Raw genomic sequence first — 11,993 nt, 5'->3', positions numbered from 1 at the left:
AGGAACGCTGCGGGGGTGAAAAACAGCCAATTAACCGTGACGACGTTCGAAGTCGATCATGAAATCAGTCAGGGCTTTAACGCCTTCCAGCGGCATGGCGTTATAGATAGAGGCGCGCATCCCGCCTACCACACGGTGGCCTTTCAGCGCATGCAGACCCGCCGCGAAGGACTCTTCAAGGAACACGTTATCCAGGTTGCTGTCCGCCAGCTGGAACGGCACGTTCATGCGCGAACGGTTAGTTTTGGCGACATCGTTACGGTAGAAATCGCTCTTGTCGATCACGCCGTACAGCAGTTCAGCCTTTTGCTGATTGATCTTATCCATCTGCGCCACACCGCCTTTTAGCTTCAGCCATTTGAAGACCAGGCCGGAGAGATACCAGGCAAACGTTGGTGGGGTGTTGAACATGGAATCGTTGTCGTTCAGGACGGTGTAATCCAGAATTGACGGGCAAGACTTATGGGCTTTCCCCAGCAGGTCTTCACGCACGATAACGATTGTCAGGCCCGCAGGACCGATGTTTTTCTGGGCACCCGCGTAGATGACGCCGTAGCGGCTGACATCCAGCGGGGTGGACAGAATGGTTGAAGAGAGGTCCGCCGTCACAATGACATTTTCGCCAAAGTCTGGCTCTTCGTGAATGGCAATACCGTCGATGGTTTCGTTCGGGCAGTAGTGAAGATACGCGGCGTTGTCAGAAAGCTGCCACTCACTCATCGGCCTCACGGCGCGCAGACCGTCAACGGTCACTTTGGCATCGATGACATTCGGCGTGCAATATTTATGCGCTTCTTTTACCGCACTGGCCGCCCAGTAGCCCGCATCAACGTAATCAGCGGTGGTTTTGTCGCCCAGCAGATTGAGCGGGATACCCGCAAACTGGCCGCGTCCACCGCCGTGACAGAACAATACTTTGTAGTTCGAGGGAATGTTCAGCAGATCGCGAAAATCCTTTTCTGCCTCTTCCGCCACCTTAATAAACGCTTTACCCCGGTGGCTGACTTCCATCACCGACGTACCCAGACCGTTCCAGTCACACAGCTCCTGTTGAGCCTGTTTGAGCACATCTGTCGGTAACATTGCCGGACCTGAACTGAAATTAAAGACTTGAGCCATTTCCCCTCACCACGCTAAAAGCCATAAGTTATAACTGTGGATATCGGTTTTATCATTCAGTGACACGCGCCGCAATGTCTAAAACTGATGGCCGAAGAAATGTGCCCCTCGTCACACAAAACAATCTGCCGTACCGTTGTCACAAAACCGACAAAATCGCTGTCAGGTGATGCGTTTAGCCCGGCTAACCTTCGTCCATTCTGGATTCGTACAGCGGGGGCATAATTGATGATCGCCCGCCTGCATGACCACCACATGACTACATTTTATGCAGGCATACTCCCCCGCTTCAGGTACAGTTTTGTATCGCTCGATGAGCATATCCGGCAGGATGCACAGACCGGGCTTCACCTCATCGTCGGGATAGTAATAAACGCTGATTTGACCATTCGTTTCCATAATCGCCAGACGCACCTGCCCCAGTTGCTCAACACTGCTCAGACGGAGTTCCATAAAGAACTCAAACTCCGTCATATTGGCGCTTTGCACATTCTCCCAGGCCAGTTGACCATCTTCGACAATCACCACCGGCTTCCCTTCGAGCAGATCTTCAAGTTTCTCACTTTTCGACATCAGCCACATGACCAGCCGGTACAGCAGTGCAAGCGTCACAAAGACGATAAAGACCGGCACCATCGGCACATCGTCATAAAAGGCAACGTCCCCTGCCGCCGACCCCAGCGTCAGGATAATCAGTACTTCAAACAGCGACATCTGCCGCACGCCGCGACGTCCGGTGATTTTCAGAAACAGGAAGACGAGTACAAAGGTGTAAAGGCTACGCAACGCCACTTCGCCTAAAAACTCAGGCGGGACTTTATCAAACGCCATCCGCTGGAGATCAAATGCTTTCATTTTTCTATGCCTTAACAGTAGGTTACTGCTTATAAGCATAGCCCAGCCATTTATTTTCGCCGGAGATAGCACCCGTCACGCAAAACCCGTATCATTGCGCGCTTTACGTACGATAAAAGTGAACGCCATGACTCAAACGTTTATCCCCGGCAAAGACGCCGCTCTGGAAGATTCCATCGCTCGCTTCCAGCAGAAACTGACCGACCTGGGCTTTAATATCGAAGAAGCCTCCTGGCTGAATCCGGTGCCTCACGTCTGGTCCGTGCATATTCGCGACAAAGACTGTGCGCTGTGCTTTACCAACGGTAAAGGCGCGACCAAAAAAGCGGCGCTGGCCTCTGCGCTGGGTGAGTATTTTGAGCGTCTGTCCACCAACTACTTCTTCGCCGACTTCTGGCTGGGCGAAACTATCGCCAACGGTCCGTTCGTTCACTACCCGAACGAAAAATGGTTCCCGCTGACCGAAAACGATGAACTGCCGGAAGGCATTCTCGATGCCCGCCTGCGCGCGTTCTACGATCCGGAAAACGAGCTGACCGGCAGCATGCTGATCGACCTGCAATCCGGCAATGAGGATCGTGGGATCTGCACCCTGCCGTTCACCCGTCAGTCTGACGAGCAGACCGTTTATATCCCGATGAACATCGTCGGCAACCTGTATGTGTCCAACGGCATGTCTGCCGGTAATACCCGCAACGAAGCGCGCGTGCAGGGGTTGTCTGAAGTTTTCGAGCGTCACATCAAAAACCGCATTATTGCTGAATCCATCAGCCTGCCGGAGATCCCGGCTGACGTGCTGGCGCGCTACCCGGGCGTGGTGGAATCCATCGCCAAACTGGAAGCAGAAGGTTTCCCAATCTTTGCTTATGACGGCTCTCTGGGCGGCAAATATCCGGTTATCTGCGTAGTGCTGTTCAACCCGGCCAACGGCACCTGCTTCGCCTCCTTCGGCGCGCACCCTGACTTCGGCGTGGCGCTGGAGCGTACCGTGACCGAACTGCTGCAAGGTCGTAGCCTGAAAGATCTCGACGTGTTTACGCCGCCGACCTTTGATGACGAAGAGGTCGCCGAGCACACCAACCTCGAAACGCACTTCATCGACTCCAGCGGTTTGATCTCCTGGGATATGTTCAAACAGGACGCGGACTATCCGTTCGTGGACTGGAGCTTTGCCGGTACGACGGAAGAAGAGTTCGCCACCCTGATGGCGATCTTCCACGCGGAAGATCAGGAAGTCTACATTGCCGACTATGAACATCTCGGCGTTTACGCGTGCCGTATTATTGTGCCAGGTATGTCGGACATTTATCCGGCAGAAGATCTGTGGCTGGCAAACAACAGCATGGGCGCGCATCTGCGTGAAACCCTGCTGGCCCTGCCAGGCAGCGAGTGGGATAAAGAAGATTATCTGAACCTGATCGCCCAGCTGGACGAAGAAGGACACGATGATTTCACCCGCGTACGCGAACTGCTGGGTCTGGCGACCGGAAAAGATAACGGCTGGTACACCCTGCGCATCGGCGAGCTGAAAGCGATGCTGGCGCTGGCGGGCGGCGATCTGGATCAGGCTTTGGCCTGGACCGAGTGGACGATGGAGTTTAACCAGTCCGTCTTCTCCGCCGAGCGCACTAATTATTACCGTTGCCTGCAAACGCTGCTCCTGCTTTCTCAGGAAGACGACCGCCAGCCATTGCAGTATCTGAACGCCTTTGTGCGTATGTACGGTGCGGATGCCGTTGAAGCTGCCAGCGCGGCGCTGAGCGGTGAAGAACCATTCTACGGCCTGCAAGCGGTTGACAGCGATCTGCAAGCCTTCCCGGCGCATCAGTCACTGCTGAATGCGTATGAAAAATTGCAGAAGGCAAAAGCCGCTTACTGGTCAAAATAAGCGCATATAACATTAATGGCTGTAGGCGTATTCAATCGCCTGAGCTATATTACGGGGCAATTTCATTGCCCCTTTTTTTTATTTTTCCGCAATGACTTTTAATTGTAATAATTAAGTTAACCACGGGTAAATATAAAAACGCTTACCTGAGCTTTACTGTTACTAATTATAATAAATACTCCATTTTAATTAACTGTTCCATGGGAGGCTGAAGGAAAAAATTCAACTCTTTTCATAACTTTTAAAATTTATTTTTATACGGATAATCAAATACTTACTCCGCTTTTGCTGTAAAACCATACACACTGCGGGCCTATAAGCCAGGCGAGATATGATCTATATCAATTTCTCTTCTATAATGCTTTGTTAGTATCTCGTCGCCGACTTAATAAAGAGAGAGTTAGTGTGAAAGCTGACAACCCTTTTGATCTATTACTCCCCGCTGCGATGGCGAAAGTTGCCGAAGAAGCGGGTGTCTACAAAGCCACGAAACATCCGATGACGACGTTCTTTCTGGCCATTACGGCTGGGGTGTTCATCTCCATCGCTTTCGTCTTCTATATCACAGCCACCACCGGCACGGCCGGGATGCCTTTCGGCATAGCGAAACTGATTGGTGGTATTTGCTTCTCACTGGGCCTGATTCTCTGCGTCATCTGCGGCGCCGACCTCTTCACCTCAACGGTGCTGATTGTTGTGGCAAAAGCCAGCGGAAGAATTACCTGGGGTCAACTGGGTCGCAACTGGCTCAACGTTTACGTTGGCAACCTGATTGGCTGTCTGCTCTTTGTTCTGTTGATGTGGCTCTCTGGCGAGTATATGACCGCCAACGGCGGCTGGGGGCTTAACGTCCTGCAAACCGCCGACCACAAAATGCACCATACATTTATCGAAGCCGTTGCTCTCGGCATCCTCGCAAACCTGATGGTCTGCCTGGCGGTCTGGATGAGCTACTCTGGTCGTAGCCTGATGGATAAAGCCATGATTATGGTTCTGCCGGTTGCGATGTTTGTTGCCAGCGGCTTTGAGCACAGTATTGCGAATATGTTCATGATCCCGATGGGGATTGTTATCCGCAACTTTGCAAGCCCGGAGTTCTGGACTGCTGTAGGTTCAACCCCGGAAAGTTTTTCACACCTGACGATTATGAACTTCATTACTGATAACCTGATCCCCGTCACTATCGGGAACATTATCGGTGGGGGTCTGTTAGTTGGGTTGACATACTGGGTCATTTACCTGCGTGGCGGCGATCATCATTAATGGTTGTCTCAGGCAGTAAATAAAAAATCCACTTAAGAAGGTAGGTGTTACATGTCCGAGCTTAATGAAAAGTTAGCCACAGCCTGGGAAGGTTTTACGAAAGGTGACTGGCAGAATGAAGTCAACGTCCGTGACTTTATTCAGAAAAACTATACCCCGTATGAAGGTGACGAATCCTTCCTGGCTGGTGCGACTGACGCAACCACCAAGCTGTGGGACAGCGTAATGGAAGGCGTTAAACTGGAAAACCGCACTCACGCGCCAGTTGATTTTGACACCTCCGTTGCTTCTACCATCACTTCTCACGATGCTGGCTACATCAATAAAGCCCTTGAGAAAATTGTTGGTCTGCAAACTGAAGCACCACTGAAACGCGCAATCATCCCGTTCGGTGGTATCAAAATGGTTGAAGGTTCCTGCAAAGCGTATAATCGCGAGCTGGACCCAATGCTGAAAAAAATCTTCACCGAATACCGCAAAACCCATAACCAGGGCGTATTCGATGTTTACACCAAAGACATTCTGAACTGCCGTAAATCTGGCGTTCTGACCGGTCTGCCAGATGCCTATGGCCGTGGCCGTATCATCGGTGACTACCGTCGCGTTGCGCTGTACGGTATCGACTTCCTGATGAAAGACAAATACGCGCAGTTCGTCTCTCTCCAGTCTGACCTGGAAAACGGCGTAAACCTGGAAGCGACTATCCGTCTGCGTGAAGAGATCGCTGAACAGCACCGTGCGCTGGGTCAGATCAAAGAGATGGCGGCTAAATACGGCTGCGATATCTCTGGTCCTGCTACCAACGCTCAGGAAGCTATCCAGTGGACCTACTTCGGCTACCTGGCCGCAGTTAAGTCTCAGAACGGTGCAGCAATGTCCTTCGGCCGCGTATCTACCTTCCTGGATGCGTACATCGAACGTGACCTGAAAGCAGGCAAAATCACCGAACAAGACGCTCAGGAAATGATTGACCACCTGGTCATGAAACTGCGTATGGTTCGCTTCCTGCGTACCCCAGAATATGATGAGCTGTTCTCTGGTGACCCAATCTGGGCAACCGAATCTATCGGCGGTATGGGCGTAGATGGCCGTACTCTGGTAACCAAAAACAGCTTCCGCTTCCTGAACACCCTGTACACCATGGGTCCTTCTCCGGAGCCGAACATCACCGTTCTGTGGTCTGAAAAACTGCCTCTGAACTTCAAGAAATTCGCCGCTAAAGTGTCCATCGACACCTCCTCTCTGCAATATGAGAACGATGACCTGATGCGTCCTGACTTCAACAACGATGACTACGCTATCGCTTGCTGCGTAAGTCCAATGGTTGTTGGTAAGCAAATGCAGTTCTTCGGTGCGCGTGCAAACCTGGCGAAAACCATGCTGTACGCAATCAACGGCGGCGTTGATGAAAAACTGAAAATGCAGGTTGGTCCTAAGTCTGAACCGATCAAAGGCGACGTGCTGAACTATGACGAAGTCATGGATCGCATGGATCACTTCATGGACTGGCTGGCTAAACAGTACGTGACCGCGCTGAATGTTATCCACTACATGCACGACAAGTACAGCTACGAAGCCTCTCTGATGGCGCTGCATGACCGTGACGTCATTCGCACCATGGCATGTGGTATCGCAGGTCTGTCCGTTGCGGCTGACTCCCTGTCTGCAATCAAATATGCGAAAGTTAAACCAATTCGTGACGAAGATGGTCTGGCTATCGACTTCGAAATCGAAGGCGAATATCCGCAGTTTGGTAACAACGACGCTCGCGTTGATGACATGGCGGTTGACCTGGTAGAACGTTTCATGAAGAAAATTCAGAAACTCACTACCTATCGTAACGCTATCCCGACTCAGTCTGTTCTGACCATCACCTCTAACGTTGTGTATGGTAAGAAAACCGGTAACACCCCAGACGGTCGTCGTGCTGGCGCGCCATTCGGCCCAGGTGCTAACCCAATGCACGGTCGTGACCAGAAAGGTGCGGTTGCCTCTCTGACCTCCGTTGCTAAACTGCCGTTTGCTTACGCGAAAGATGGTATCTCTTACACCTTCTCTATCGTGCCAAACGCGCTGGGTAAAGACGACGAAGTGCGTAAAACTAACCTCGCGGGTCTGATGGATGGTTACTTCCACCACGAAGCGTCCATCGAAGGTGGTCAGCACCTGAACGTGAACGTGATGAACCGTGAAATGCTGCTCGATGCGATGGAACACCCTGAGAAATATCCTCAGCTGACCATCCGCGTATCTGGCTACGCAGTACGTTTTAACTCCCTGACGAAAGAACAGCAGCAGGACGTTATTACCCGTACTTTCACTCAGTCCATGTAAGTGGAATTGACTGAAATCACGCGTTAAAAAGCGTACAATAAAGGCTCCACGCAAGTGGGGCCTTTTTAACACCCTCGCTTCATCAGTCTCTTTTGTCCGCTATCTATACTTAATGGATAACAGCCAAAACAGACTCGACATAGCCTTTGAGCTGTGCATCTACATAGGCCCCCGGATGGGCCAAATTCGGAGATATCACCGCAATGTCAATTATTGGTCGCATTCACTCCTTTGAATCCTGTGGCACCGTCGATGGCCCGGGGATCCGCTTTATCACTTTCTTCCAGGGCTGCCTGATGCGCTGCCTGTACTGCCATAACCGTGACACCTGGGACACCCATGGCGGTAAAGAAGTCACCGTAGAAGATCTGATGAAAGAGGTGGTGACCTATCGCCACTTTATGAACGCGTCCGGCGGTGGCGTGACGGCATCCGGCGGTGAAGCCATTCTTCAGGCTGAATTTGTGCGCGACTGGTTCCGCGCCTGCCACAAAGAAGGCATTCATACCTGCCTCGACACCAACGGCTTTGTGCGCCGTTACGATCCAGTTATTGATGAACTGCTTGAAGTGACCGATCTGGTCATGCTCGATCTCAAGCAGATGAACGATGAGATCCACCAGAATCTGGTTGGCGTCTCGAACCACCGTACCCTGGAATTTGCCAAATACATTGCCAACAAAGGCGTCAAGACCTGGATCCGCTACGTGGTGGTGCCGGGCTGGTCAGATGATGATGACTCTGCACATCGTCTGGGTGAATTTACCCGGGATATGGGTAACGTGGAGAAAATCGAACTCCTGCCCTATCACGAGCTGGGTAAACATAAATGGGTGGCGATGGGTGAAGAGTACAAGCTCGATGGCGTGAAGCCGCCGAAAAAAGAGACGATGGAGCGCGTCAAAGGTATTCTTGAGCAGTATGGCCACAAGGTCATGTATTAACGAAAAGGCCCGGTGAAAACCGGGCCTTTTTATATTCTATTTAAAGACGCCGTTAATAACGGAAGTCACAATCGCTGTACTCAGCGCAATTAAGACCAGGTCGTCACCTACCACGCGCCATTCATAGCCCGGATAGGAAGGAAGCTGACCCAGCATATCGGCTGGCACGGTTTTCTTCGCAATGCCCGGAGGCAGTGGCTTACCGCGCGCCAGGTTTTTCGCAATACCCGGAGGCAGAGAGTCGTAGCCCGTTAAGCCGTAATTCAGGGCCAGATGGCGGGCATGATCGAAGCTTACGCGAGCATCCACATCATTACCGACATCTTTGCTGTTTTTAAAGCTCTTATCCGATTTCCCAGGGTTATCCTGACCGTTATTGTGCTTATTACCATGGTTACCAGAGTTCCCGTTACCATGATTGCCGCTATTACCTTGTCCGCCACCGTTTCCGTGACCACCGCCATTCCCGTTACCAGGATTAGCCATGGCCGGAGCCGTTGCAAACGTTAAAGCCAACACTACGGCAAGTGCGGTAGTGGAAAAACGACGAGTAGACATGATGGCTGCCTTTTAGTGGGAGAACTCATTGGAATTATCGCCAGGCAGTAAAAACTCACAATCAGTAAAAGTCTTATATGTGACAGGGACAAAAAAGCCTGTCATCGACAGGCTTTTAATAAATCAGGCATGGGCCACTGGCGTTGGATGTTCGCCCACTTTGCGCAGCAGCATTAGCAGATAAATAAACGACACGCTGGCGATCATAATAAACAGCAGATTATCAGAATAATTTTGCATGAGCATAGCGGTAAAAGTCGGCCCCAGTAAACTGCCGATAGTGTAACTCAGCAATAAAGCCTGGTTCATCGCCACCAGCTGGTGATGCTCAACTTTCTCACAGGCCCACGCCATCGCGACCGGATAGAGCGTAAAGCCCGCAGCCCCCAGAATGAACAGCGCGGGCGCCATCGCGGCGTTGCTGAGCATGGCGAGACAGCCCATGATGACCACGAAGACCTGAACGCGCAGCACCAGCAGACGACCAAAGCGGTCCGCCAGGCGGCCAATCGGCCACTGGCCGACAATCCCCGCGCTGACCATCACCGCCATCCAGAAACCGATCCCGGAATCACTGACGCCCTGATGGTTAAGATAGAGCGGCATCAGGCCATAGAGCGAGCCCAGCACAATCCCGGAAATAATGCAGCCGTTAACCCCCAGACGCGCCTGGCGCAGTCTCAGCATCGGCCAGACGTGGGTGGCTTCCTGATGTTCGCTGTTTTGATTCACAATACGGGTAAAGAGCAGCGGCAGGATCGCCGCCAGCACCATGCCCGTCACCCACGGCAGCACGCTCATCAGGTCGGTTGGCAGTTTGCTGACCATCAGCTGTCCCAGAACGGTACCGACGTAGTAAACCATCATATAGGCCGCCAGCAGACGCCCGCGATTACGGGACGTGCCGCTGCACATCAGCGCACTTTCAACCACCACCCAGATCATGGCGCAGCCGACGCCCGCAATAAAGCGCCAGACCATCCAGCTCCAGAAGCCGACCATAAGGCCTAAACCGGCGCAGCCGACGGCAAAGATCAGCGACGCCAGATAATAACTGCGGTTAAAACCAAAGCGCTTAATAAGGCTGCCCGTTAATAAGGTGCCCAGCAGATTGCCCGTAAAAAAGGACGAGCTAACCATACCCACCTGCCAGGTCGGTAAGTTTTCATGGGCGAGCCATAGCGGGACGAGTGTGTTTAACACCGCGATCGCCAGGGTCAGCAAAAGCAGGCCACAGAGCAACAAAAGCACCGGGCGGGTATAGGTGGTCATGGATTAAAAACCGTGAGGAAGTTCAGATTTCGTGCGCATCATGCCACTGGCAAAAACAAAGTCAATCCACCGATTCAGGCGTCACGCACGTTATGCGCCTTGTCGATTTAAAAAACTCATCCTGCTAATGCAAAGCCTGCTACTGATATTAATTATCTATTTGTTTTTATTTATTTCCGGGAATTTTTACAACGAAACATCAGTCGAAAAATTTCATGAATGAAAAAAGAAAAGCCGGGCGCTATGTCCCGGCTTTTTATAACAAAATCTAAAATTAGCTGGCGATAGCCAGACCGACCGTCATATGCAGACCATAAAATACGCCGCGACCAATTAACTCCCCTGCCAGCACCAGTACAAAGGCCAGGGACAGTAACGGCAGCGCAGGCGAGTAACCTTTAAGCTGAGGGGCAATCCAGCACACCAGCGCAGCCGTCAGCAGCACCACACGCCAGGCCATCAGCGAACCGTAATCCGGCACCAGCGCCGAAGCCTGCTGGATAGAGCTGTGAATGGTCGCCAGCTCCGCTCCCTGCATGAGCGCGACAACGGTACTGATTACCAGCGCCAGCAGCGAGACCGCGGGCAGCAGGCGCATCGCCCAACCATTAATGCCAGCCACGCGCAGCAGCAGATAACCCAGCAGGGGCCCGCCAATAAACATGGTCAGGAAGAAGCTCATCGGCGTCCAGACGCTGTACCAGGTTGGAACCGTATCAATGGTGTTGTACACCCTGACCATCATCCAGACGAAGACAACGCCCAGTACCATGGTGACGATGAGCCACAACGCGCGTAACCCTGACGGCAGCTTTTTCACCGCTGCCAGTAACCACCCCAGCCCGCCAACGGCAAAGAAGATTGCGCCGCTGGCAATCTCGTTACTCAGCGAAGAGGCACCTACGCGGTTCAGGGAGTTAAACGCGCGCATCGGTGAGCCCAGGTGCAGCGTAGAGGCGATAAACCCAATGCCCATCAACACCCACAGGCCAAACATGCTTAACACTAAACGCTGCTGCTGTTCAGTATTGAGGTTCCCTTTTAACAGCGCCAGCGCAAGAACGATAAACCCGCCCGCCACGCACTGCCCAAAGACCGTGAAGATCATCAGCGGCCATTCATGCCATCCACTTCCCATCTCACACCTCCTTCGGGTTTGCCAGGTAGCCGGTGGTGTCCCCCGTCGGACGGCTGTTGGCGTTAGGTTTAATCACAATACTCGGCTTTGTGAAGTGCGCAGACGGCAGCGGCGCGACGGCAGCAAGCTGGCCGTGTTTTTTGCGCAGCTCCTCAATCGGGCCAAAGTCCAGCGCGCGCAGCGGGCAGGATTCAACGCAGATAGGCTTTTTGCCGTCCGCCACCCGGCTGTGGCAGCCGTCGCACTTGGTCATGTGGCCTTGGGCGGCATTGTACTGCGGCGCGCCGTACGGGCAGGCCATGTGGCAGTAGCGACAGCCGATGCAGACATCCTCGTCCACCACCACAAAACCGTCGTCGCGCTTGTGCATTGCCCCGCTCGGGCAGACCTTGGTGCAGGCCGGATCTTCGCAGTGGTTGCAGGCAATCGACAGGTAATAGGCGAAAACATTCTGATGCCAGACGCCGTTATCCTCCTGCCAGTCGCCGCCCGCGTATTCATAAATACGACGGAAGCTAACCTCCGGGGTCAGATCTTTGTAATCCTTGCAGGCCAGCTCGCAGGTTTTGCACCCGGTGCAGCGGCTGGAATCAATAAAAAATCCATACTGGGTTGTCATCGG

General features: G+C 52.7%; 10 protein-coding genes. 4 read left to right on the top strand and 6 right to left on the bottom strand.

Going from position 1 to position 11,993, the window contains the following annotated elements:
• Positions 1–30: 30 nt before the first annotated feature.
• Both serC and SK47_RS06895 read right to left on the bottom strand, forming a co-directional pair.
• The gene (gene serC / locus SK47_RS06900; RefSeq protein ID WP_048243712.1) at positions 31–1,119 is read right to left on the bottom strand and encodes a 3-phosphoserine/phosphohydroxythreonine transaminase; all 1,089 of its coding nucleotides are present in this window, start codon (positions 1,117–1,119) and stop codon (positions 31–33) included.
• 162 nt (positions 1,120–1,281) lie between these two features.
• Positions 1,282–1,974: a DUF421 domain-containing protein gene (locus tag SK47_RS06895; RefSeq protein WP_003858241.1), complete on the bottom strand. Its 693-nt coding sequence runs from the start codon at positions 1,972–1,974 to the stop codon at positions 1,282–1,284.
• A 127-nt stretch (positions 1,975–2,101) separates the two neighbouring features.
• On the opposite strand from SK47_RS06895, the gene ycaO reads away from it, so the two are divergent.
• From ycaO to pflA, 4 genes are all read left to right on the top strand, one after another.
• Positions 2,102–3,862, top strand: a complete 1,761-nt coding sequence (gene ycaO, locus SK47_RS06890) for a 30S ribosomal protein S12 methylthiotransferase accessory factor YcaO (RefSeq protein WP_032610194.1) — start codon at positions 2,102–2,104, stop codon at positions 3,860–3,862.
• Positions 3,863–4,267: 405 nt separating this feature from the next.
• On the top strand, positions 4,268–5,125 hold the full coding sequence (gene focA, locus SK47_RS23855; protein WP_017384832.1) for a formate transporter FocA: 858 nt from the start codon (positions 4,268–4,270) through the stop codon (positions 5,123–5,125).
• A 51-nt stretch (positions 5,126–5,176) separates the two neighbouring features.
• A complete protein-coding gene (pflB, locus tag SK47_RS06880) occupies positions 5,177–7,459 on the top strand; it encodes a formate C-acetyltransferase (RefSeq protein ID WP_023315750.1) in 2,283 nt (760 codons plus the stop codon).
• Between the two features lie 203 nt (positions 7,460–7,662).
• A complete protein-coding gene (gene pflA / locus SK47_RS06875; protein WP_003858250.1) occupies positions 7,663–8,403 on the top strand; it encodes a pyruvate formate lyase 1-activating protein in 741 nt (246 codons plus the stop codon).
• Positions 8,404–8,439: 36 nt separating this feature from the next.
• Here pflA and SK47_RS06870 read toward each other — a convergent pair whose 3' ends face one another.
• The 4 genes from SK47_RS06870 to SK47_RS06855 form a co-directional block, all read right to left on the bottom strand.
• On the bottom strand, positions 8,440–8,961 hold the full coding sequence (locus SK47_RS06870) for an anti-virulence regulator CigR family protein (protein ID WP_022650721.1): 522 nt from the start codon (positions 8,959–8,961) through the stop codon (positions 8,440–8,442).
• Between the two features lie 123 nt (positions 8,962–9,084).
• Positions 9,085–10,233, bottom strand: a complete 1,149-nt coding sequence (locus SK47_RS06865) for an MFS transporter (protein ID WP_003858254.1) — start codon at positions 10,231–10,233, stop codon at positions 9,085–9,087.
• A 274-nt stretch (positions 10,234–10,507) separates the two neighbouring features.
• Positions 10,508–11,371 carry a dimethyl sulfoxide reductase anchor subunit family protein gene (locus SK47_RS06860; protein WP_003858256.1) on the bottom strand — a complete coding sequence of 288 codons (864 nt, stop codon included), beginning with the start codon at positions 11,369–11,371 and terminating at the stop codon, positions 10,508–10,510.
• 1 nt (position 11,372) lies between these two features.
• On the bottom strand, positions 11,373–11,990 hold the full coding sequence (locus tag SK47_RS06855) for a DMSO/selenate family reductase complex B subunit (RefSeq protein ID WP_048243710.1): 618 nt from the start codon (positions 11,988–11,990) through the stop codon (positions 11,373–11,375).
• Positions 11,991–11,993 lie beyond the last annotated feature (3 nt).

The sequence above is a fragment of the Enterobacter sp. BWH52 genome (assembly GCF_001037565.1).
In the GTDB taxonomy this organism is placed as follows: domain Bacteria; phylum Pseudomonadota; class Gammaproteobacteria; order Enterobacterales; family Enterobacteriaceae; genus Enterobacter; species Enterobacter hormaechei_C.
Note: the sequence above shows the minus strand (reverse complement) of the source record. Positions and strands in the feature narration are given on the sequence as shown.

Excerpts from the sequence above, each read along its gene's own strand:
- serC (WP_048243712.1), bottom strand. The coding sequence starts at position 1,119 with ATGGCTCAAGTCTTTAATTTCAGTTCAGGTCCGGCAATGTTACCGACA.
- SK47_RS06895 (WP_003858241.1), bottom strand. The coding sequence starts at position 1,974 with ATGAAAGCATTTGATCTCCAGCGGATGGCGTTTGATAAAGTCCCGCCT.
- ycaO (WP_032610194.1), top strand. The coding sequence starts at position 2,102 with ATGACTCAAACGTTTATCCCCGGCAAAGACGCCGCTCTGGAAGATTCC.
- pflB (WP_023315750.1), top strand. The coding sequence starts at position 5,177 with ATGTCCGAGCTTAATGAAAAGTTAGCCACAGCCTGGGAAGGTTTTACG.
- pflA (WP_003858250.1), top strand. The coding sequence starts at position 7,663 with ATGTCAATTATTGGTCGCATTCACTCCTTTGAATCCTGTGGCACCGTC.
- SK47_RS06870 (WP_022650721.1), bottom strand. The coding sequence starts at position 8,961 with ATGTCTACTCGTCGTTTTTCCACTACCGCACTTGCCGTAGTGTTGGCT.
- SK47_RS06865 (WP_003858254.1), bottom strand. The coding sequence starts at position 10,233 with ATGACCACCTATACCCGCCCGGTGCTTTTGTTGCTCTGTGGCCTGCTT.
- SK47_RS06860 (WP_003858256.1), bottom strand. The coding sequence starts at position 11,371 with ATGGGAAGTGGATGGCATGAATGGCCGCTGATGATCTTCACGGTCTTT.
- SK47_RS06855 (WP_048243710.1), bottom strand. The coding sequence starts at position 11,990 with ATGACAACCCAGTATGGATTTTTTATTGATTCCAGCCGCTGCACCGGG.